The following is a 23385-nucleotide window of genomic DNA, read 5'->3' as shown; positions in this document are numbered from 1 at the left end:
GATTTCATTGTTGGGATCTATAAGGAGCAAAATGAATATAAAAGATATACATAACGTCTACTTTATTGGAATAGGTGGCATAGGTATGTCTGCCCTTGCCAGATATTTTAAATTTATTGGGAAGGCTGTGGCTGGATACGACAAAACAAGTACTCCATTGACCGAGGACTTAATGTCGCACGGAATCGATGTACATTATCAGGATGATCTTGGTTTGATTTCCAAGGATTATTTGGATCCAGAAAAAACGCTTGTGGTTTATACCCCTGCGGTACCTACAGATCATCAAGAGTACATTTATTTTGTCAACAATGGCTTTCAGGTAAAAAAACGTTCAGAGGTGTTGGGGATGATTACAAAGGATACCTTTTGTTTTGCAGTTGCCGGAACCCATGGAAAAACGACTACTTCCAGTATTTTGGCACATATTTTAAAAGAGACTGGAACGCCATTGACTGCTTTTTTGGGAGGTATATCGGAAGATTTTAACAGTAATTTTTTGCTCGAAGGTACGGCGTATTCAGTAGTTGAAGCGGATGAGTTTGATCGCTCTTTTCTCCGCCTGTCCCCTACAATTGCCTGTATAACTTCTATGGATGCGGATCATTTGGACATCTATGGAAATAAGGAGGAATTGGAAAAATCCTTTAGGGATTTTGTAGGTAGGATAAAACCTAACGGTAAGTTGTTTGTGCGCAACGGTTTGCCTCTTGAAGGAATTACTTATGGCATTGAGGACGATTCGGATTATTGTATTGTTAATTTGAGAATAGAAAAGGGTAGTTATCTTTTCGATATTCGGACCCCAGATTCAACGGTTAAGGAAGTGCGATTCAATAAGCCTGGGCATCATAATTTGTTGAACGGATTGGTAGCTTTTGCAATGGCAACACAAGCAGGGGCACCTTTAGGTTCATTAGCAGATGCCTTGGCCACCTTCAAGGGGGTGCAAAGAAGGTTTTCATATCAGATCAAAACGGAAAAATTTACATATATAGATGATTACGCCCATCATCCCACAGAGATAGATGCAGTATATCAAGCGGTTTCAGAAATGCATCCCGGTAAAAGGGTGTTAGTGGTCTTTCAGCCACATTTATTTTCTAGGACCAGAGATTTTATTGAGGATTTTGCTATTAGCCTATCCAAATTTGATAGTGTATTGCTTTTAGATATTTACCCTGCCAGGGAAAAACCAATTGAAGGAGTTACTTCCCAATGGTTGCTAGATAAAATAGAAGGAGCAAATAAGAAGCTAATTGATAAGAGTGGATTGATCGCGGAGATAAAATCTCAAAACCCCGAGGTGCTGGTAACCATTGGGGCAGGTGATATAGGATTGGAAGTGCAAAAAATTAAAAAAGAGTTACAATGAGGCTAAATCTAAATTTCCTAAAAATAGGAGTCTTGTTACTGGTTGTAATGGGGCTTTATGCGTTTTCAAATGCTAGGAATGGCCAAAAAAGGATTGGAAATGTTCAAATAGAGTTTGTAGGGGATCAAAACCTATATATGACCCAAGAAACGGTTGATAAATTGTTAATACAAAGTTATGGCGACCTGACAAACTTGACCAAAGAAAATATAGTTTTGAATACAATAGAAAAAGCGATCGAGGCCAATGAAATGGTTAAAAAAGCTCAGGTTTACCTTACGGTAAACGGGGACCTTGTTGCTAAGGTTGCACAGCGGAAGCCAATAGCAAGAGTAGAAGGGAGTGCAAAATACTATTTAGATGAAGATGGGGAACATATGCCTTTTTCTAGGCATCACTCTGCCAGAGTGCCATTGATTACGGGAAATATAAATGATACATCCCTAAAAGATGTATATAGGATTTTAACATACAGCAATACAGACGAATTCCTGAAAAAGAATATTATAGGGGTTCATATTACCGGGGAGCAAAAATACCTGCTAAATTTTAGGATGGAGAATTTTGTGGTTGATCTTGGAGGTGTGGAGGGTTTGGAAAAAAAGTTCAGCAATTTTAGGGCTTTTTATGTAAAGGCGTATAAGGATAAATCGTTGAACGATTATCATACAGTGAGTTTAGCATTTAACAACCAGGTAGTGTGTACCAAAAATTAAGTTATGGAAGAAGGTAATTATTCAGTTGGGTTGGATATAGGGACCACAAAAATTGTGGCCATTATTGGAAAGGAGAATGAATACGGCAAGATAGAGATTTTGGGTATTGGTAGGTCTAAAAGTTTGGGCGTACACCGCGGGGTAGTGAACAATATTACACAAACTATAAAATCCATACAGCAGGCCGTGGATCAGGCCGAGGCCAATTCTGGCTTAAAAATCAGTTCTGTGGTGGTTGGTATAGCTGGTCAGCATATAAGGAGTTTGCAGCATAGTGATTATATCACAAGGGCAAAATCGGAGGATGTGATCAACGAAGATGATGTTGATAAGCTTTGTAATCAAGTATATAAGCTAGTAATGTTACCTGGAGAAGAAATTATCCATGTACTGCCCCAAGAATTTAAGGTAGATGGGCAGGCGGAGATAAAACAGCCTATGGGAATGTACGGGGGTAGGTTAGAAGCTAATTTTCACGTAGTGGTTGGGCAAGTTTCTTCTATTCGAAACGTGGGCAGATGTATAAAAAGTGCTGGCCTCAATTTGGCCAATATTACGTTGGAACCCTTGGCATCTGCCAATGCGGTTTTAAGTCAGGAAGAAAAGGAAGCTGGAGTGGCCTTGATTGATATAGGTGGAGGTACCACGGACCTTGCAATATTTAAAGATGGAATTATTCGCCATACGGCAGTTATTCCTTTTGGCGGTAATGTAATTACAGAAGATATAAAGGAAGGTTGCTCTATTATAGAAAAACAGGCTGAACTATTAAAAATTAAATTTGGATCCGCTTGGCCGGGGGAGAACAAGGATAATGAAATTGTATCCATACCCGGATTAAGGGGTAGGGAGCCCAAGGAAATTACCTTGAAAAATCTCTCAAAAATTATTCACGCACGTGTAGTGGAGATTGTGGAGCAGGTTTATGTAGAGATAAAAAATTACGGGCACGAGGAACAAAAGAAAAAATTGATCGGTGGAATTGTACTTACTGGTGGAGGTAGTCAGCTGAAGCATTTAAAGCAGTTGGTAGAGTATATCACCGGTATGGATACCAGAATTGGATATCCTAATGAGCATTTGGCGGGCGATTCTGATGAGGAAATTGCCAGCCCATTGTATGCTACCGCAGTTGGTCTTTTAATGAATTCGGTGCAGAACAAGCCGAAGGTGATAAGAGAGCAGCAAACAGAGGAAGCAAATGAGGGTACAGATAGCAAGTCTAAGGAACAGGAGAATCCCATCAAGACAAAACCTGTTGTAAAAAAGGAACGAAGTACCATTTTTGATAAATGGTTTGAAAGGTTCAAAGATTTTTTGGATAATGCAGAATAACGCATAGAGTAAGGACAAAGAAAAGTAAACCAGTAAATTAAGAAAAATGAGCAAGAACACAGAATTTGAAAATATATCCTTTGATTTACCCAAGAATCAAAGTAACGTAATAAAGGTCATTGGCGTTGGTGGTGGAGGTAGTAATGCTATCAATCACATGTTCCAGGCCGGAATAAATGGGGTAGATTTTATTATTTGCAACACGGATTCGCAGGCTTTGGATAACAGCCCTGTGCCCTATAAGATTCAGCTAGGGGTTTCATTGACCGAAGGATTGGGGGCTGGTGCCAACCCAGAGGTAGGTGAACAGGCTGCTATAGAGAGCATGGAAGAAATAAAGGCCATGTTGGATACCACTACAAAAATGATATTCATTACTGCCGGTATGGGCGGGGGAACAGGTACTGGTGCTGCCCCTGTTATTGCCAAGATGGCTAAGGAAATGGATGTTCTTACCGTAGGGATCGTCACCATGCCGTTTTTATTTGAAGGTAAAATGCGTTGCCAACAAGCTCAGTTGGGAATAGAGAAATTACGTGCCAATGTAGATTCCTTAATTGTCATCAATAATAACAAACTTAGGGAAGTATATGGTAATCTTGGGTTTAAGGCCGGCTTTTCCAAAGCAGATGAGGTCTTGGCCACAGCTGCCCGTGGTATTGCTGAGGTAATTACCCATCACTATACCCAAAACATCGATTTACGCGATGCAAAAACGGTGCTGTCCAATAGTGGTACCGCTATTATGGGCTCTGCCACCGCTTCAGGTTCTTCAAGGGCCAACGAGGCGATCATGAGTGCACTGGATTCGCCGTTGTTAAATGATAATAAGATTACCGGGGCGAAAAATGTGCTATTACTTATTGTTTCCGGTTCTCAGGAAATTACGATAGACGAAATTGGAGAGATCAACGATCATATACAAAATGAAGCCGGCTTTGGGGCTAACATCATTATGGGTGTTGGTGAAGATGAAGGGCTAGGAGAGGCAATCGCTGTAACAGTGATTGCAACGGGTTTTAATATAGATCAACAGGATGATATTGTAAATACGGAAACAAAGAAAATCATTCATACGTTAGAAGATGAACAAAAAGCAGAACAAGTTCTGACTTCAAAGCAGGTTGTTCACCAGTTGGTCGAGGAAGTAGAGGAGATTAAACCTGTGGCCGTTAAAAAAGAAGAAGTACAACAAAAATCCAATATGGATCTGATACCGACATCCAATTATATAAAAAACTTCAATGTGTTTTATGAGGAGGTGATCGCAGAACCGGCTGATAATGATTTTATTTTTATCAATGCAACAGAAGAAATAAGGGATATTGATGTAGTAGATCCGACCGTTGTACCTAATAAGGCAATTGCGGAAGATCAATTTGAATTTAGTTTTGATATGCCCTTGGCTAAAAAGCCAGTAGAGGAAGAGGAAGAACAGCATACCATTACTTTCGACCTAGAGGAAGAAGTGAAGGAAATGAAGGTGAGAGATCACGTAGAGGTAGTTCCAGTTTTGGAATATAATAAAAACGGGGAAAAACGCTACAGTTTGGATGATTACATGGAACTGGAGGACAAGCTTACAGGAGCCAAATCCAAGTCCGATAAATCTGATTCCCTTCCTGTAGATGAAGAATTGGTTTTTAGAAGAAAAACAGTTGAAGAGGAGGCCCCAGCACCAGTTAGAGCTCGGCCAGAGGAAATAGACCCTATAAACACCCCTTTGGAGTCTCTTTTAAAGGAGCGTGCCGATGAGCGCCGGAGGAAATTGAAGGATTTTAATTATAAATTCCAGAACAGCCTTAACAATCTAGAGGAAATATCCAAACAACCAGCCTATAAGCGGCAGGGGATTAACTTAAACGATAATCCAAGGGAGAATAAGGTGTCTAGGATGAGTTTGGGAGAAGACAGTAATGATGATATCCAATTGCGATCCAATAACTCTTATTTGCACGACAATGTAGATTAAATTAATCGCAATATTTAATAAAAAGTTTAAACCCGAAAATACTATATATTTTCGGGTTTATTTTTTATCTTCGCAGGGCGAAAAAATAAGCTATGGGATTACAGCAACGGTTAATGGATGATTTGAAGGTGGCAATGAGAGCTAAGGATACCTTAGCCTTAGAATCGTTACGTGCCATTAAATCGGCCATATTGCTTGCGCAGACCGAGACGGGACCTGGAACTGAGCTCTCCGAAGAAGAAGAGGTGAAGTTGGTACAAAGACTTGTTAAGCAGCGTAAGGATAGCGCCGCAATCTATACAGAACAGGGACGTGAAGATTTGGCGGAACCCGAGTTGGCACAGGCTGCTATTATTGAGAAATTTTTGCCGGAGCAATTGTCCGAGGAAGAAATTGAAAAAATAGTAGCACAGATCATAGTTGCAGAAGGAGCTTCAGGAATGAAGGATATGGGAAAAGTAATGGGAATGGCTTCCAAGGAATTGGCTGGAAAGGCAGATGGTAAGACTATTTCCAATATAGTAAAGTCAAAATTAAGTAGTTAATAAATTTAATACGATCATTTAGGTCTATTATTGGCCCCGTGGCGCAATTGAATAGCGCATCAGATTTCGGCTCTGAGGGTTGGGGGTTTGAATCCCTCCGGGGTCACGAATAAACCACAAAAAAAAGTGGTTGTGCAAGCGAGCTTCAAAAATGAAGCTCGCTTCTTTTTTGAAGTGAATCGCAGCATACCTTTTTGTGGTTTTCAAAGCGGAGCTTTGTAGGGAAATGCGGAGCCAATCCCTCGTATCATTATTCCTTAAATAGGGTTGAGCGTGGAGTATAAGCTCGCTTTTTTTTTAAATTGACCTTTCTAAATACAAATTTTAAAGTAAAAAAAGGGATCATGACTAATTGTTGTGTTTATGCAAAATAAAATGCAAGTTATGTGTAAATACAAATTTTACATTTCAAATACCTTTAACAGTGTTTTTATTTGATTGTTCTTTCATTTTACTCAAGGTGATTTTTATTGTTTTTTATCGGTTTTCGTGAATCTCCGATTTCTTTGCTTGTCCGATGAAACCGACGTAGGAGGTTCATGAATACCTTATTATAAAATAACAAGCAATGAATAAAACGAACAGGGCCTTTAAAGCGAAGGTACGGTGTACCTTTGTTTTAAGGAGCCGGCCGTTGCGAAGGCCAACGCACCAACTGGCCCCTTGATGTAAATGCAAATCGTTGCATTCACATCTCGGTCCTCTACGGATCAGGAAAGACAGGCGAGTAGCTTTCAATAAAGGAGAAAGCAGCCTAGATTTTTTTGAATACTTTTTTATTCATATGCTTATCTATTGTTTTTTAATGGAATTCATGAATGCTAAGCATTTCATCAATGGAAAAAGTATTGAAACTCGTAAAAACAAGAAAGATCTTTCAATTGTAACTACCTAACAATTTTATGCACACACAACTTTTGAGCTTGATCCAAAAAAAGTCAGAATAAAAAAGCTTAAAAATATACTACTACATTTTAATTAATTGTTCCTCATGTTTTGGGAGATTCTTAGGATAGAGAATTCCGCAGGTCGTGTTGTCGCTATGCCTATTTCCAGAATCAGCTTCCCTTCGTCCAAATCCTGATCCATCATGGTTTCTCCCAAACCCACCCTCACATAATATGCTTCTTCTTGTTTAGTCCCGTTTAAGGCACCCTCTCGCCATAGACTATGTAGGTAATTTGTGGTCATTGTCTTTACAATATTCCAAGTATTGGCGTCATTAGGCAATTTATCTAAACGCTCCAAAGCATTCCTTACCGATGTTTTAATAGTCAACCCTAATCGACTAGCCTGGATATATTTCCAGTCGTTATCATTGCCAGCCATAGTGCGAGCTCCCCACACCATTATTCCTTTCCCTTTGAAACTTCGAATAGCATTAATGGATTTTCCAGAGCTGTCAACATTAAGGTAGGCTTGTGCGTTATTGTCAATTTCAAGTTTTAGCGCTTTTACTTTGTTCAAAGAAACATTAACCGGTGCTTTCCACACCCCTCTCGAAGCATCTGACTCAACATAGACCCCTGCAATGGCGGCACTGGGAGGTAATTCAAGATTTTTTGCATTTATGATCTGTTTTATTTCTTGGTATCGCTGCCTGTATTTTCCATTTTCAGCATGATACAAGGATTCCTCAGTTTTATTTGAGTCTCTTGATATTGATGCCTCAGTATACCTCAATACGAAGATTTTATGACTATTCTTTAGTTTTACTTGAATCATGTCTTCAGAATAATTGTAATTAAGCGTGGTATGTAAGGATGGAAAGTAAGCAGCGCCATATTTGAGGTTTTCGGTGCCAATAGAAAATCGAAATTTCTCAGCCGATTGTGCAATATCATTATTAGACTCCTCTACATCACAGATAAGAAATCGATCTTTTCTTTCGGCACATTGCGCAAGTGCTGCCTTATAAAGTTCTGCCGGATCGTCAATGTTTTTAGAGCTTGTAGCATCTGGAAAAAGTATAAGAGTAGGTAGGTCTTCATTATTAAGTAATGTGAGTCCATTTAGCATTTTTTCATTTCTGATTGAATTTTCAGTATCATAATGACCTACCGAGGTTATAAAACAATCGCCACCTCCATTAGCAAAAAACAGTTCAAGCATATAATACATCCTATATTTTGGGGTGGTCAATATACTTGGGGAAGTGATTGTCCCGTCACTGTTTATATAAAATTCTCCTATGTCTTCATTGGAAGCACCACCAAATTTATTCCTATAATCTTCCATAGAACTAATCTTTGTGGGATTAATGGAACCTTTTTCGGTATATCCTATAAAGGCAGGAATAGCTGTTTCTACCTGAGCTATTTTATAGTTAGAGCTCGGGACTTCGTGGGAGTATACTTCAGGAGTGCCGGGTCTTTCCAAATCGATTGCCCGCTTAATGTCATGTATTTTGTTTGCTTTCATGACATTCCTTTTAGGAATTCTATGCTCATTTTGGACCTTTTCTTTAATCACCTTATTATTTACTTGGGAAAGGATGGGATAGGAAAAAACAAAAAAAAGGAGAAAACTAAGTGCAAATCGTTTATTCATAATACAGTATTTTAGGTTATGTGATATCTATTTGATGCACCTGTTAAAATTGTAATTGAAAACTTGCTCAATTGTGTTTCATAAAAACTAAAACCAAAACCTCCGGGCCTGATGGTTTTCCTTGATGTCGTTGATGTGTATACTCATCAGGAATCTCCTCAAGTTTTAATGTAGTAGCATTAATTTGAATGATCCTATATTCTGTGATCGGTGGAAATGGACTGTCTTGATTAGGACCACTATTAGCCAAATTAATCTTTAAAGTGTTGCCTTCCACATGGTATTGCCCAATTGAATAATGATTTATCATGCAATTTTCATCATACCAACGCAGGGACATTTTATTATCTGACGAAAAATGCAGTCGATCACTCTCGTTATAACACACATTCCTATAGTCATAAAGATGTTCGTTTGAACCGTTTATTATGGTGCCTGTTTTTATAAACGTCCAGTTACCCCAAAGGCTACCGGGTAATGGTTGCTGCAAAGTGATACAACTCAAGGTCATACTTCCAATAAACATTATTAATAGTAGGCACCTAAATTTCAAGCTTTTCATATTGTGAATTTTTATGTTATTAAAGGCAATATGAATTCTAACCACAGCTGTGCCTTTTTCTTAATAAATCTATCAAAATGGTTAAACTCACCATCAAAAAATAAAGACCTGTAACACATTAAGACCTCTTGATGACAGATGGTTCTTCCTAGATTTTAGACTTTGACCGGAGATAGAAACAAGGTTCAACTTTTTTAAGGAGTCTCAATACGCAGATTTTTACCAGGAAATTTTTATAGCTCACAACCCTAGTTATTACATCAGGCTTAAAAATAAATTGAGCTATGAAAATACCATTAATTTAATTTAGCTTCGAACAACAGAACCTAACGTGTAGGTGGTGTCTTTGGGTACAAGATTCTTTCCGTTTAAAGTGCCCTAAGATGGGTAGCTAAAAGTAAATCCATAATTTTAATAGCTACTGCTTTACGATTTAGAAGTTGTGTATATCATAATGTTAGATTGATTTTGAGGTTATTTCTTCTTGTTTAAAGGGTCCCTTTAGTAAGTGACGGGTATTGTTGTAATACTTTGCTTTTAAAAATACAGATTAGAGTTTCTTTACAATGAGTTTTGCTAGATGAATTGCTTTTGCTTTGTTAGAAGCTGCATCTGCTGACGTTCTCGCATGCACGTGAAATAATTTTCCTTTGTATAAAGAGGTAAGCTGGCTCCTTTTTTTACTCCAGGTGGCCATATCCCCTATGCCAGCTTCTTCTTCGCCATCTTTATAAAATGATACAGAGGTCTCATATTGTTCTTTATTGACATTGGCAACGAGTACAATGCTCAATTCGGCATGATATTCCGCCATCTGATTCCCAATAACTTTATAAGGCCAGGTAATAGATTCCCATTTGTAAAAGCAGGAAGGGAAATTGGTGCTTTTATCTTTCATACTCGTTTTAGTGTCTACCGGGATGGAAAGTGCTTTTTTAATCTCTGTTTCCGTTAATAATTCGCATGGAGACTGAGCTGTGCTTTTACTTAAGGATTTTCCTTTTTTTTCTGTAGACGATTTTTCAGAATTGCCACAAGATAATATGCTTAATAAAATGACGAATAAGAGGAGTGTTTTTTTCATTGTTTAAGATTTAAATGTGTTGCGTATCTAATGGTTGTTTTGATGGAGGCAGGGAGTAATGGTTAATCTGATTTTATAATTGGTCAGGTTCTCTGTTGCTAGTTAGGCAGGAACCGCCAAAAGGAGCGTAAGCGCTACATCGGTATCTTTGGTTTTGAGGCACCATTGTTTTGTTAGAGGCATTCCTTGCGGCATGGTCGTGTAGGTAATGTCTGACTTGAACTAGGTCTTTGCTAGCTTTGTGGACTACAATCTCTTGTGTATCATTTTGAGTATGGCCATCACTGCTATAAGCTGTAAAAATAGCTATGGATGGTAGGAACAATAAATATTGTTTCATTTGAAGCATTGACGAGATCATGTTTAATTTTTTCACAAATTAGGAGTTTAAAGGCGATGCTTTTAACTCATTTCTTGAACGGGGGATTCAACGCTAAAATGCGATACTTAATCTATTCGTAATCGGTTTTAAACTATACTAAAACTCAATTACTAATTCTGTGTTTTAAGAAAGTAAATGGTACTTGTTCCTAACAAATATAGTAGACGTGCTTTCCTATACAATACCAAATCAGAATTTAGCATAGGGTACTTAGTATTTGATGGGTTTGACTTAGAATTCAGTTCTTGGCTATTCTGTAGAATGAGTCCCTAATGCTTGAAAAGTGAATTAAAAAGTGGGTTTTGAGCCAAAAATTCTTAACTAATTCAATCAACTAAAAGCTTTATTGAAAACGGAATCATTTTCGCATTACCACAACAAAAGATAGGTGTTTATCTACTTAAAGCGGATCATAGTTTTTAGTATTTCACTGATCTGTTTTCCTTTCTGTCTTGAAACTGGGATTTCTACGTCGTCATGCATTATAAGACTGCCACCATCTTGCTTTAAGATGCCTTTTACAAATTGTGGATTTATTAAGTGCGATTGATGTATCCTAACGAAACCATGGTCCTGTAAAAGTTCTGCTATTTCTTTTAAGGTTCTACTGATTAAAATTTTGTTTCCATCATTACAGAAAACATAGGTGTAATTGCTATCGGATTGACACCTGACAATATTTTGAATGTCCGAAATCTTATAGCCAACCCCCGTAGGTAATGCAATTTGAGAACAATTTTTATTGGAGTTTTTTAAATTATTCTGTAATAGTTGCCACTGCTCTAAGGTTGTTTTTTTGCGTTGTTTTTCCCAATCGGAAAGTGCTTTTACAATATTTTTTTCGGTTATCGGTTTTAATAGGTAATTCATCGCGCTGTATTGAAAGGCTTTAATAGCATACTGATCATAGGCCGTAGTGAAAATGACATCAAAATCAATAGGCAACAGATTATCCAATAGTGCAAAACCATTCAGGTTAGGCATTTCTATATCTAGAAATAATAGATCTGGTGGATTATCTTTTATGAAATCCAATCCGTCAAGTGGATTTGTGAAAATGCCAATCACCTTATAATCAGGATGGACTTTATTGATTAAATTTTCCAAGACATTAGTACAATGGTCTTCATCGTCTATAATTATTATGTTTGCCATGTCTCAATAGTTATAAGTTAATGTAATGCGTGTTCCTAAAGCTCTATCCTCTTCTTCAAGATCCGTAATTTTATAATAAATAGCGTGGTCATTCAAATGATTATACAATGTCAACCGGTCCTGTAGAATAGTTGTGCCCATTGAATTGTGCAATTTTTTCTTCTTAGCACTTTCTTTTCTGCCTATGCCATTGTCTTCTATGATAATCTTTAAATCGTTGGTAGTATCGAAAAAGATGGTCAATTTTTTTTCACCTCTTAAACTAGGGTGTAGCCCATGCCAAATAGCATTTTCCACAATCGGCTGTAATAATAAGGGTGGAATTTCGTATTGCGAAAGACCCTCCCTTGAATTGACTTGTATGGTGTAGTTAAAATTCTTACCCATCCGACTCTGTTCTAAGGAGAGATATAATTCTAAAACCCCCAATTCTTCTTCCACAGTAATTTTTTTGCGATTACTATTTTGCAAGATCCCACGAAGTAGGCTAGCAAAATCGTCCAGGTAGGTTATAGCGTCGTCATTTCGGGAAGTCATAATTAGATTTTTAATAGCGTTCATGCTATTGAAAATAAAATGAGGATTCATTTGCGAGCGCAAAGCTACCATTTCTGTTTCCTTTAGTTTTTTGTTAAAATTGTCAATGTTTTTTTGATTTCGTTCCCTTTCTATTTCAGAATAGAGTTGAATGAGCTCACTTGTCTTTTCTTGAACCTTTCCATCGAGTTCACGATTCATAGTTTCCTGCAAGTATTGGTTTTCCTGCAGTTGATTTATTAAGGCTGTATTGGCTCGTTCTTTTTCTTTTTGAAGCAGATACACATTCTTACCTAATGCCAATGAGAAACAATATACTTCCGCCAATAATCCGATTTGAAAAATAATATTTGGGGCTTCTTTGAAATTAAAAAGATGGTCTGGAATTAAGTTTATCTCAGAATATGCCACATATGTGCTCAATAATGCTCCAATAAAAAAGAAAGATTGCCCAACTATAAAATAAATCAGTAAGGGGTGCTTTACCTTATATATAATCCAAAAAATTAGAATAAAATTAGTGGGAAGAATAATATAGCGTACGATATAAAAAATTTGGTCGGTGTATTTTCCATTAAGTAAGAAATAGCTAAAAGCAAAATTCGTGAGGGCATATAAAAAACAGAATAGTCCCAAGTAAAAAAGGATCTTCGCGAGTAACTTATCATATGTTTTCACGGTTAAAAGCTGCAATATGAAAAAAATATAAAACCCTATGAAAATAAATTGAATGGGTTCTAGTAAATCAAAAGCAAGACTAGGATTATATTCAAAATAATTGCCGATTGGTGCCATGGTGTTGCGGAGCACCAAAAGGCCATAAACTAGTTGGAAAAATAAATATCCTAAATAATAGAGGTAAAGCTTTTTGCGCAATCGTAACCGAAAAACGAATGCAAAAATAAAAATCGTAATGAGTGAAATAATGTAGAAATAAATAAAAGCTATGGTGTAGGTTTGACTTTTATAATTGCTTGTAGAAGCGTTCCAATAGCCTCTTTCTGAATAGATAACGGGTGTGTCTCGGGGTTTTGAATTATGAAAGTCAAGTCTTATATATAGCAATGATTTTTGAAAAGGTATGAAAATTAATTCGGTGAAAGAACGATCCGATTCATTTGCTCTTTCGGGTAAGGGGATATAAGACCCATTCCTTAGTTTTATATAGTCTTGGCCTATTTGACGATGAATAGTAGTATAATCATACGGGCTATTGAGATAAACCTTAACAGTATTTTGCGATTGGTTTTCAATTTCAAATTTGAGCCAAATAGATGTTTCTATCGTTGCCTCAATTGCGGAATCATATGGCTTCCAAGCTGTTTGTCGCTTTATGTCTTCAAAAGTCCCTTTTCTATCAGATTTTAGGGCTTTGACATTTTTATTGCCGACCAAGTTGATCTTGACTGGAATGACATCGGCCATAATCTGTCCCGAAAGATGCATAGCACCCAATAATAAATAACAGATTATAAAAGTAAAGGAATTCATAATAGCTAAAGTACCATTCTATTTTATAATGCTTAACTAAGGTTTAGTATTCTGCTACTTTGATTTAGTATTTGGTAGGATATTCCTTTTTATTTGCATTTTAAACCATTTTTGGCCTTCCTCTTTAATAGGACATTAAAAATTTCGATGAATTCCATAAAAAGAATTTTTAATCATTACCTGAAAGACGGGAATGAAATTTAAATACAGCCTGTAAATGATACTGTTTTTGATGAAGGTATGTCAGATAGAGTTGGCTCAATAAACCTAAAAGTGTAGTTCTACATGTTTTCTTTATAATTCTGTCATTAAAAAAACGGTGATAGAAATCCCTCGATGATTTTATTTATCAGAGGAGTATAGCCATTTCAGAAATTAAAAGGACGGCTATAAAAACCATAAACATTTAACGACTTTTTCTGGCATATAAGAAAAGAATTAAATTAAGGCTGTCCCAACCCAGAATGTTATAATTAGGTACCCTATAAATCGAATGGTTTTGTATAAGAAATAGTCCAGCATGGTATCATTTGCAGATTTTAATTCTTATCCCTTTTCTTCTTCCTCCAAAGGATATAAAAAATAATCAGTAATACAGGTAGGATTATATAAGTAACAACATCAAACGTGTTTGTAAGATCAATTGGTGAATTGTCATCAGGATTACGTGTCCCTATAGGCAATTGAAGCAGTAAAGAATATAGTTTGTTTAGCATTGTTTATTTTTTGTATGACTATTATGTAATTTACGAAATATATAGTAAGGTTAAAAAACATCGCTACTTCTTTTCATAGGCTAGAGAGTTAGCTCATTTTTTTATTTTCGATATTAACTTTATCGTTCTGTATTTTTTATGAGAATAATGTATATGAAGAGATTCGTCTCTAATCCTACTAATATGATTGTGTGTTTTTTTAAAATTTTAAGGTCCGCTAAACCAATCAATTGTTTACGCTATTTAGGGAGGCCTGGGTGCATATACCTCGCGGCCATTGCCTATAATCTGAAAGACAGACCACAATAGGAGCTGGAAGTTATGAAAAGGAAATGTTATAGTTGGATGGCCATACGTAACAAAATGGAATAATGCATATTCATAAAAGGTCCATAAAAATTGGAGGAGGGCAAGCTTTTCAGATCTTATTAGAATTTGTTAAATCATTCGTATAGCTTTTGGACCAAAGACGATCAACATGACCAATTCGTACTTATTCCCTAATTTTTCCCGTAGGAATTTGAAAGCCTTTGTTATTTGATTTTCGACTGTCTTACTGGATATGGCCAAATATTCGGCAATTTCAATATTATCTAAACCTTCCTTTTTACTTAATAGAAAAATCTGTTTGCATTTTGGGGGAAGGTCATTAATGGCATCCATTACTAGGCTCATTATTTTATCGGTCTCCTCCACTTCTGGTTCCATTTCGAACTGAAAAAGAGTATCCATATACATTTCTTCCAATGCCAGTAAGGATTTGGTGCTCCTGTATTGATCTATAAACTCGTTATGGACAGCGCGGTACAAATAGCCTTTTATTGAAAAACTTTTCTTAAGGCTTTTCCGCTTATTCCATGTTTTTAGAAATACATTCTGGACAATATCCTGTGATCTTGCCGGATCATTCACCAAACTGTTGGCATAAACACATAACCGATGATTATAGTTTTCCACCAAATAGGAAAATGCCTTTTCATTCCCTTTTTCCAGCTGTTCTATTAATACAGAATTAATCTCAAAATCAAAATTCATATCAAAATATACTTCAAGTGTCACTTCAAATATGATAATTTATTTTTAAAAATAATAGGGGACTTGTAAAACGGTTCCGTAATAGGTGAAGAGATGATAAGTTATGAAGTCTAATTATTTTGATAATCTAGTAGTGAAATACCTCAACCATTCTATCAAGGAAGATGAATTGGATGAGCTAATCTTATGGCTAGAGGAGCCAGGGAATAAAGAGGTATTTACAGATTTTGCAAAAATTAATTATTCATTGGATTATAAGTTGGGGCATTACGATACAGAAGGAGTTAAAAGATTCTTACAAGAAAAAATTCGGAAAGATAAAAAATCGTATAAGAGAAGAAAGGTTTTTAGGATTTCTAAATACGCAGCAATATTGGTTGTTGCAGTGGGAGTGCTATTCCTATTTGTAAAGGAGAAACAGGCTGCCTCCATTTCGGAGCCATTTCATAATGAACAAAGAACAACCTTAGAATTGGAGAGAGGACGTTCGATAATTTTAAAGGAGGAAGCTACTCAGGATATTGTTTCGGAAAAGGGAGAAGTAATTGGGAAACATAATCAACAAGGTATCCAATATGAAAAGACTGAATTATCCAATTTAGTTTTTAATACCCTTAAAGTTCCTAAGGGCAGGAAATTTAGGGTAACTCTTTCTGATGGTACCAAGGTGTTCTTGAACTCTGATTCCAATTTGAAATTCCCTGTAAACTTTATTTCTGGTGAGAACCGTACCGTTTTTCTATCGGGAGAGGCATATTTTGAGGTGACAAAAGGTGAATCCCCTTTTGTAGTAAAGGCAGATAATTTGGATGTTCGGGTATTGGGGACTCAATTTAATGTATCGGCTTATTCAGATGACGAAACTATGCGCACTGTATTAGTGGAGGGTTCAGTGGAGCTTCTTTCAAAAAGTTCCAAGAACAATACTAAAACACTTCTTATGCCAGAACAGGGGGCTACTTGGGACAAAGTTAATGAAAACATATCGGTTGCAAAGGCCGATATAGCCTCCACTACTGCTTGGATGAAGGGCCAATTGATTTTTAATGGAGTGCCTTTTAAGGATATTATAAAAAAATTGGAGCGGAGTTATAACTGTACGATAGTGAATAATAACCTGGCTTTAAATGAAGAGGTATTTACTGCAACCTTTCATGTAGAATTGGAAAGCATTGAACAGGTGATGGCCTATATTTCTAAAAACAGCCCTTACCAATATAGTATTGACCAAAACAGAACAATCACCATAAACTAAATCAAGCTAATGAAGTAAAATTTAAAATTAAAATTAGGGATTGTTTTATCACATTAAACGGGGAATGTACGACCATTCCCCGAATTGAGGTAATGTGATTTAACATAGATTATTGTTAAACCGATTAACCAAACAAAAATATGAAAAATATCTGTTTTAAGGGATGGGGTATGCCCAATCCTTTCAAAATAACCCTCAAAATGAAAATTACCACCTTATTGCTTATAGTTTCGCTTTTTAAAATTCAAGCAAATTCTTATTCGCAGAATACCAAGATTTCAATAAACCATGATCAAATTGCTATCGCAGAGGTATTTAGGAATATTGAAAGTAAGAGCGAATTCAAGTTTTTGTACAAAAACAAGGAAATAGATCTTACTAGAAAAGTTTCAATACACGCTAGTAAAGAAACTATCTATAATATCCTAAATCAACTTTTTAAGGGGACTCCTATAGGGTATGAGGTGATGGACAACAGGCAGATTGTACTTACCAAACAACATAAAAATATCCTAAAAATAGTGGAGAGTGTTCCTATTGGGATGTCAATCCAACAATTCACCGTTAATGGAATTATACAAGATGATGAGGGAAGACCACTGTCGGGAGCTAATGTGGTTGAAGCAGGTACAACCAATGGAGTAACTGCGGATTTTGATGGTAACTTCACTATAAATGTTAAAAGTGATAAAGCAATCCTGCTAGTGTCCTATATAGGGTTTGCTACTAAAGAAGTCCCTGTAAATGGACGGGAAAATCTTAGTATTGTATTGGAGGAAAGTGCTGCTGGTTTGGATGAGGTAGTCGTTGTAGGGTATGGAAAACAGAAGAAAGAAAGTGTAGTTGGAGCTCAATCCACGTTGAAAAGAGCAGAGCTTAAGTCTCCAGTCGGAGACCTTACCACTGCTATCGCGGGAAAATTAGCCGGAGTCGTTGCAACTCAGCGTGGAGGTGGTCCTGGAGCTGATGGAGCCACACTATTTATTAGAGGTATTGGTACCTTTGCTTCTAGCCCTCAAACTCCTTTATTGGTGGTTGATGGGGTACCCGACCGTGATATCAATAATATTGATCCAGAGGACATTGAAAGTTTTACAATTTTAAAAGACGCCACGGCCACTGCGGTATATGGTACCAGAGGTGCTAACGGTGTAATTCTTATTAATACCAGGACAGGGAAAAAGGGAAAACCTACTATAAATGTGGAGTTAAACCACGCTGTAACACAATTTACGTCATTGCCTGAATTTGTTGATGGCCCCAACTTTATGAGGTTGTATAATGAAGGATTAGAGGTCCGGGGTAGAAGCCCATTATATACAGAAGAAACCATTAATAAACACGAAAGCGGAGAAGATCCAGATCTATATCCAAATACGGATTGGTATGATGTGCTTTTTAATGATTACGGGAGTAATGATAGAGTTACTGTAAATATTAATGGTGGATCAGAAAATGCAACTTATTATCTCTCGACGGGATACTTTGGGGAAGTTGGTCAATTCAAGAAAGATAGAATACAGGCTTACAACTCGGAATTAATGCTTAATAGGTTTAATTTCACCAGTAACCTTAATCTTAAAATTTCAAAATCCACTAAATTAGATTTTGGAGTGAATGGTTATATTACGGATTACAACAGACCGGCATATGGAGTTAACCAGATCTTTAGCTTAGCATCAGCAACAGCACCTCATATTATTCCACCTCAGTACAGTAATGGAGAATGGCCACAATTAAAGGGAACTCTTGAAAGTCCATATATGGCATTAACTCAATCTGGGGTCACTAATCAATCAAAAAACACCATTCGCTCTAACCTAAGAATATCTCAGGAATTGGATATCCTTACAAAGGGTTTAAGCGCTACAGCTATGTTTGCTTACGATGTGAACAATAGTAACTATTTAACAAGATCAAGAAGCTTGCAGACTTACTTTGCAAACGGACGAGATGATGAAGGAAACCTTATAACTGAAATTTCATCCCCGGGATCTAAGGAGCTAGGGTTTAGTCTGAATCGCTATGGCGATAAAAGATTTTATCTAGAAGCTGCAGGAAATTATTCTCGAAGATTTGGGTTGCATGATGTATCGGCAATGACCCTGTTTAACCAATCGGATTATAGGGATGCATCGGAGCGGGTAAAAAGTTACAAGGCAGCGATTCAGTACCGACAAAGAAATTTTGTAGGCCGTGCAAATTACGGATATGCTGATAAATATTTTGCTGAAGCTAACTTTTCCTATTCGGGATCAGATAATTTTGTGGAAAGCGAACGATATGGATTTTTCCCTTCGTTTGGAGCGGGCTGGATTGCTTCTAAAGAGAAATTCTTTGAGCCACTTGAAGACTTGATTTCACATTTTAAACTCCGCTATAGCTATGGACTTTCTGGTAATGCGGCTGTGAATAACCCCGACCTACGTTTCTTGTATTTGACGACCATTGGAGAAGGCGGGAATTATACTTTTGGAGCACCTGGCTCTCAGCGGAATTTTAAAGGGTATTATGAATCTAGGGTCGGAGGTAACGTACGCTGGGAAACATCTTATCGGCAGAATTTAGGGATTGAACTCAATTTTTTAAATAATAATTTAGAGCTTATAGTTGAGCTATTCAAAGAAAAACGAGAAGGGATTTTACTCCCCAATTATGTAATTCCTTATGCATCAGGTTTTACAACAGGTAATATTCCTTATAATAATATCGGTAAAACCGAAAACAAAGGAATTGATGTAACTGCGGAGTATAACAAAAATTGGGGTACCGATAATTTCTTCTCTTTTAAAGGAACCTTCAATTACAATGAAAATCTCGCGGTTTTTGACGGGCTTCCAGAATGGAAATACCCGTATTTGAACAGGATAGGACAACCCATTAGCCAACGCTTCGGCTATATTGCTACTGGACTATTTGAAACTGAGGATGAGATAGGTAATGCAGCCACTCAGGCTGGAGATATACGTCCTGGAGATATACGCTACAAAGACTTAAATGGAGATGGTGTGATAAATAGCAATGATCAAACCGCTATTGGATATGGAAGCATACCAAAAATTGTTTACGGTCTAAGCTTTGGAGGAGGATTTAAGGGATTTGATATCAGTTTGTTTTTTCAAGGGACAGGTTTGGTTGATTTTAATTATTCCAGTGGTTTTGCAACAACTCCATTTCCAGAAGGAGCAACCTATGGCAATATGTACAGTATGATGTTGAATAGGTGGACCCCCGAGAATCCAAACCCCGATGCATTTTATCCCAGATTATCAACAAGTAGAGATGTTACAACAAATTATTACACTAGCACTTGGTGGATTAAGAGAGCAGACTACTTGAGGCTAAAACAGGCTGAAATAGGATACTCTTTCACCAATAACAGGTTTTTAAATAAATATGCAATCCAGAAACTAAGGGTATTCACTAGTGGAACAAATCTGTTCACTCTAACTCCTTGGAAACATTGGGACCCAGAACTCGGAGACGGGAGAGGGGCCGTTTATCCCAATATTAGTACTTATAACATTGGACTTCGTATTAACTTTCAATAAAAAAAATGAAAAACATAAAGCCAACAAATAAGATAATGGTTTCATTACTAATTATCTTAAGCATTCTTACCGGATGCGATAATGACTACTTTGAAACTCAACCAGACAATCTTTTGTCCATAGATGAGATTTTTACCAACAGGGGCCAAACTGAAAGATGGTGGGCCGGATTGTTTTCGGAAATACCAGATATGTGGGGCCAGCCATATGGTGGATATTATTATAGTATTTCCACAGATGAGTTAGACGCCAGTAATCATTCCAATCCAGCTATTAACAGTGGGGCACTTAATGCAAGTACAACCCCGGTTAATCATTCTGTTTTATATCAGAAAATAAGATTGGCAAGTATCTTCTTGGAAAGAGTAGATGATAATGAAGAAATCTTAAGTCAAAAAGGGGGAGTAACCATTATTCGTCAATATAAAGGAGAGGTAAGATTTCTTCGAGCTTATTACTATTGGCTTTTAATGAAGGAGGTAGGTCCCGTAGTTATTGTTCCAACAGAACCCGGTACTCCAGAATCTGATTTTCAAATTCCAAGAAGTACTTGGGATGAATCTGTAAAGTTTGTATTATCAGAAATTGAAGCTGCCAAAAATAATTTGCCAGATGACTATTACCTAGAAGGAACCACCGTAGATGGAACACAAATTGGTAGAATTAACAAAATTATTGCGACTGCTGTAGAATCACAAATTTTACTTTATCATGCCAGTCCGCTTTATAATGGAAATTCTGAAATGACTGATTTCCGGAATCCTGATGGGACCCAATTGATTAACTCTACTTATGATGCGAGTCGTTGGGAGACGGCAGCTATAAAAGCCAAAGAAGCGATTGATATTGCTGAAGCTGCTGGTAAAGGTTTGTTTGAGGTTGAGGATACGGATCCTTTTAGGGCAGCCTTTCTCTCGGTACGTAACTTATACTGGGATGGCTGGGAAAAAGAAGGGATATGGATAAGACCTTCTTCTTACACTTGGGGTTGGGAAACTAGAACTGCTCCAAGGTCTACACCTGGGACCGCCTTTAACTATCAAAGTCCCGTGCAAAGATTGGTGGATGATTATCGTATGAAAGATGGAACTTCCATTGACGAAAGTCCATTGTATAATGAGAATAAATTTACCAATAACGGAACTCAGTATTATGATAAAGGAACTAATCTGATGTTTACAGAAAGGGAAGCGCGTTTCTATGCTAATATTACTTTTAATGGCGCTAAAAATCCAGGTGCTTCCAAGGCTGGAGACAGTAATTCCCGTGTAGAATTCTTTAGTTCAGGTTCTTCTGGTAAAGCTTCGGCACCTAGGGATTGGCCTACTACTGGTTATACCGCAAGAAAAAATATACATCCTACTTTTAGTGTAAATCCGAAAATTACGGTAAATAGACCTGGGATGATAATTCGTCTAGCTGAATTATACCTGAATTATGCAGAAGCTCTTAATGAGGCAGATCCTGGCAACCCAGACATTACTAAATATTTGAATATGGTACGTTCCCGTGCAGGGTTACCTGAGATAACAACATTGATAAGCCAAGATAGGATGCGCGATGAGATTCGTCTTGAGCGACGGATTGAACTAGTATTTGAAGGTCACCGTTTTTTCGATGTGAGAAGGTGGATGATACCCAATGAGCCAGGTTCTAATCAAGGAGGGCCTTTCTTTGGGATGAATATGGATGCCGGAAGTTATTTATCCGACCCAGACTTTCATAAAAGAACTCATGCTTTCAGTAGAACTGCATGGCAGCGTAAATTTTATTTTATGCCTTATGGCCAAGCAGAAATGGATAGAAATCATCAATTAATAAACTTTCCTGGTTATTAAAATAATAAAATTATGAGAATTATGAAAATCAATAGTTTCGTTGCTCTTCTTATATTATCTGTAGGATTGCATTCCTGTAATACAGAAACTCCAGCTTATGAAAGACTTACCACTTCTAAAGAAGGAGCACAGGTATTTCTAGCCAAAGGTGGCAGTGAATATCATTATTTAAATACGTATTCCCGGGAAGACCAAACTGTATCAGCCCCAGACTCCATTAAATTTAATGCGGGGTTTGGAGCATTAGGGTTACCTGCTAATCCAATTAATGTTAAGCTCACCCAAAACTTGAATGCGATAGATAGCATCAATGAAATTCGAGAAATGAATGGAGAGGCGCCCTACCTGCCATTTCCCGAAAATGCTTATGATATTAATCAACTTAACTTGGATATTCCTTCTAGAAGTGAATATTCAAATTATGCTACTTTGAAGTATTATCCTGAAAAGTTCGATTTTGATAATAACTATTTGTTGGCTATTAGTGTTGATGACGCATCCGGATATGCCATAAACCCTGAGAAAAGAACAATTTTCTTTGCTGTTTCTGAAGTTAAAATCATTAAACCTGGAATTGACCTTACTATTATGTCTTACGGTATTGGTAGTGGTAATAAGAATATGCAAAGTTTAGCCGTTGATATTAACGAATATAATCCAGATTTATTGATCGTAAGGGAAATTGATAGAAATACGACTAGGAGCGGACCCTCAGATTTGCCTGAGATTCTTTCCTCATTAATAGACATGCCTCATTATATTTATGCTAATGGCCTTAATTATCAGGGAGGCGAATATGGAACGGCAATATTTTCCAAATTCCCAATCAACAGTAGTAGCACCGCAATGCTGCCCACTTACGTTAGTGAAAAGGGGCCTTTAGGTATAATAAATGTTCAAATTAATGAACAGGAACAATTAATTTTTGCAGGGACTCATTTAAATGCCATAGAAGATAGAAGGATTACACAAACGCCTGTTTTGGTTGATAGCATGAACAATTATAAATCAATCCCAGTGATACTAGGAGGTAATTTTAATACTCCACCTGGAACTGGTGATCCTTATCAATTGTTATCCGACCAATTTAGTTTTCCTTGTACCTCTTGTCCGCCTAATTTCCCGGCTGATAATCCAGCTTCTTATACTGATTTTATAATGTTTTCTCATCCAGAAAGGTTTGACATCATAAACTATAGAGTGGGAGTTACGTCTGCTAGTAGGCATTTGCCTGTAATTTTAAAAGTACGACTGGAATTTGAGTAAATTCCTATGAAGAGATAAAC

At 37.0% G+C, this 23385-nt stretch carries 16 protein-coding genes and 1 tRNA gene; 10 read left to right on the top strand and 7 right to left on the bottom strand.

The window, feature by feature from the left end; genetic code table 11:
- Positions 1-31: 31 nt before the first annotated feature.
- The 6 genes from murC (at position 32) to KCTC52924_RS02095 (ending at position 6049) form a co-directional block, all read left to right on the top strand.
- Positions 32-1375, top strand: a complete 1344-nt coding sequence (murC, locus tag KCTC52924_RS02120) for a UDP-N-acetylmuramate--L-alanine ligase (RefSeq protein ID WP_251808993.1) — start codon at positions 32-34, stop codon at positions 1373-1375.
- Complete coding sequence (locus KCTC52924_RS02115) at positions 1372-2091, top strand: cell division protein FtsQ/DivIB (protein ID WP_251808992.1); 720 nt, start codon at positions 1372-1374, stop codon at positions 2089-2091. The genes murC and KCTC52924_RS02115 overlap by 4 nt, the downstream gene beginning before the upstream one ends.
- A gap of 3 nt (positions 2092-2094) precedes the next feature.
- A complete protein-coding gene (gene ftsA, locus KCTC52924_RS02110; protein WP_251808991.1) occupies positions 2095-3426 on the top strand; it encodes a cell division protein FtsA in 1332 nt (443 codons plus the stop codon).
- A gap of 46 nt (positions 3427-3472) precedes the next feature.
- Positions 3473-5398 (top strand): cell division protein FtsZ, encoded by a 1926-nt coding sequence (gene ftsZ / locus KCTC52924_RS02105; protein WP_251808990.1) that lies wholly within the window; start codon positions 3473-3475, stop codon positions 5396-5398.
- Positions 5399-5490: 92 nt separating this feature from the next.
- The gene (locus KCTC52924_RS02100) at positions 5491-5943 is read left to right on the top strand and encodes a GatB/YqeY domain-containing protein (protein WP_251808989.1); all 453 of its coding nucleotides are present in this window, start codon (positions 5491-5493) and stop codon (positions 5941-5943) included.
- Positions 5944-5975: 32 nt separating this feature from the next.
- Positions 5976-6049: transfer RNA gene (locus tag KCTC52924_RS02095), tRNA-Arg, on the top strand.
- Between the two features lie 872 nt (positions 6050-6921).
- On the opposite strand, the gene KCTC52924_RS02090 is transcribed toward KCTC52924_RS02095, so the two are convergent.
- From KCTC52924_RS02090 to KCTC52924_RS02060, 7 genes are all read right to left on the bottom strand, one after another.
- Complete coding sequence (locus KCTC52924_RS02090; RefSeq protein WP_251808988.1) at positions 6922-8493, bottom strand: phage tail sheath C-terminal domain-containing protein; 1572 nt, start codon at positions 8491-8493, stop codon at positions 6922-6924.
- Between the two features lie 67 nt (positions 8494-8560).
- A complete protein-coding gene (locus tag KCTC52924_RS02085) occupies positions 8561-9055 on the bottom strand; it encodes a lipocalin family protein (protein WP_251808987.1) in 495 nt (164 codons plus the stop codon).
- A 550-nt stretch (positions 9056-9605) separates the two neighbouring features.
- Complete coding sequence (locus KCTC52924_RS02080) at positions 9606-10139, bottom strand: hypothetical protein (RefSeq protein ID WP_251808986.1); 534 nt, start codon at positions 10137-10139, stop codon at positions 9606-9608.
- Positions 10140-10212: 73 nt separating this feature from the next.
- Positions 10213-10515, bottom strand: a complete 303-nt coding sequence (locus KCTC52924_RS02075; RefSeq protein ID WP_251808985.1) for a hypothetical protein — start codon at positions 10513-10515, stop codon at positions 10213-10215.
- Positions 10516-10917: 402 nt separating this feature from the next.
- A complete protein-coding gene (locus KCTC52924_RS02070; RefSeq protein ID WP_251808984.1) occupies positions 10918-11676 on the bottom strand; it encodes a LytTR family DNA-binding domain-containing protein in 759 nt (252 codons plus the stop codon).
- Between the two features lie 3 nt (positions 11677-11679).
- The gene (locus KCTC52924_RS02065) at positions 11680-13638 is read right to left on the bottom strand and encodes a histidine kinase (RefSeq protein ID WP_251809116.1); all 1959 of its coding nucleotides are present in this window, start codon (positions 13636-13638) and stop codon (positions 11680-11682) included.
- A gap of 1220 nt (positions 13639-14858) precedes the next feature.
- Positions 14859-15479 (bottom strand): RNA polymerase sigma-70 factor, encoded by a 621-nt coding sequence (locus KCTC52924_RS02060; RefSeq protein WP_251808983.1) that lies wholly within the window; start codon positions 15477-15479, stop codon positions 14859-14861.
- A 79-nt stretch (positions 15480-15558) separates the two neighbouring features.
- Here KCTC52924_RS02060 and KCTC52924_RS02055 point away from each other — a divergent pair, with 79 nt between their 5' ends.
- The 4 genes from KCTC52924_RS02055 (at position 15559) to KCTC52924_RS02040 (ending at position 23365) form a co-directional block, all read left to right on the top strand.
- Positions 15559-16710: a FecR family protein gene (locus KCTC52924_RS02055; RefSeq protein WP_251808982.1), complete on the top strand. Its 1152-nt coding sequence runs from the start codon at positions 15559-15561 to the stop codon at positions 16708-16710.
- Positions 16711-16850: 140 nt separating this feature from the next.
- Complete coding sequence (locus tag KCTC52924_RS02050; RefSeq protein ID WP_251808981.1) at positions 16851-20261, top strand: TonB-dependent receptor; 3411 nt, start codon at positions 16851-16853, stop codon at positions 20259-20261.
- Between the two features lie 5 nt (positions 20262-20266).
- Positions 20267-22099 carry a RagB/SusD family nutrient uptake outer membrane protein gene (locus tag KCTC52924_RS02045; protein WP_251808980.1) on the top strand — a complete coding sequence of 611 codons (1833 nt, stop codon included), beginning with the start codon at positions 20267-20269 and terminating at the stop codon, positions 22097-22099.
- Positions 22100-22111: 12 nt separating this feature from the next.
- Entirely contained in the window at positions 22112-23365 is a 1254-nt protein-coding gene (locus KCTC52924_RS02040; protein WP_251808979.1) for an endonuclease/exonuclease/phosphatase family protein, read from the top strand.
- The last annotated feature ends 20 nt before the right edge of the window (positions 23366-23385 follow it).

It is taken from the genome of Arenibacter antarcticus, from assembly GCF_041320605.1.
Lineage (GTDB): Bacteria > Bacteroidota > Bacteroidia > Flavobacteriales > Flavobacteriaceae > Arenibacter > Arenibacter antarcticus.
This window is presented reverse-complemented; position numbering and strand designations above follow the sequence as displayed.

Bases quoted from the DNA above. Each gene is read 5' to 3' on its own strand.
- KCTC52924_RS02090 (WP_251808988.1), bottom strand. From the start codon at position 8,493: ATGAATAAACGATTTGCACTTAGTTTTCTCCTTTTTTTTGTTTTTTCC.
- ftsZ (WP_251808990.1), top strand. From the start codon at position 3,473: ATGAGCAAGAACACAGAATTTGAAAATATATCCTTTGATTTACCCAAG.
- murC (WP_251808993.1), top strand. From the start codon at position 32: ATGAATATAAAAGATATACATAACGTCTACTTTATTGGAATAGGTGGC.
- ftsA (WP_251808991.1), top strand. From the start codon at position 2,095: ATGGAAGAAGGTAATTATTCAGTTGGGTTGGATATAGGGACCACAAAA.
- KCTC52924_RS02100 (WP_251808989.1), top strand. From the start codon at position 5,491: ATGGGATTACAGCAACGGTTAATGGATGATTTGAAGGTGGCAATGAGA.
- KCTC52924_RS02115 (WP_251808992.1), top strand. From the start codon at position 1,372: ATGAGGCTAAATCTAAATTTCCTAAAAATAGGAGTCTTGTTACTGGTT.
- KCTC52924_RS02045 (WP_251808980.1), top strand. From the start codon at position 20,267: ATGAAAAACATAAAGCCAACAAATAAGATAATGGTTTCATTACTAATT.
- KCTC52924_RS02040 (WP_251808979.1), top strand. From the start codon at position 22,112: ATGAGAATTATGAAAATCAATAGTTTCGTTGCTCTTCTTATATTATCT.
- KCTC52924_RS02055 (WP_251808982.1), top strand. From the start codon at position 15,559: ATGAAGTCTAATTATTTTGATAATCTAGTAGTGAAATACCTCAACCAT.
- KCTC52924_RS02085 (WP_251808987.1), bottom strand. From the start codon at position 9,055: ATGAAAAGCTTGAAATTTAGGTGCCTACTATTAATAATGTTTATTGGA.
- KCTC52924_RS02070 (WP_251808984.1), bottom strand. From the start codon at position 11,676: ATGGCAAACATAATAATTATAGACGATGAAGACCATTGTACTAATGTC.
- KCTC52924_RS02065 (WP_251809116.1), bottom strand. From the start codon at position 13,638: ATGGCCGATGTCATTCCAGTCAAGATCAACTTGGTCGGCAATAAAAAT.
- KCTC52924_RS02050 (WP_251808981.1), top strand. From the start codon at position 16,851: ATGAAAAATATCTGTTTTAAGGGATGGGGTATGCCCAATCCTTTCAAA.
- KCTC52924_RS02080 (WP_251808986.1), bottom strand. From the start codon at position 10,139: ATGAAAAAAACACTCCTCTTATTCGTCATTTTATTAAGCATATTATCT.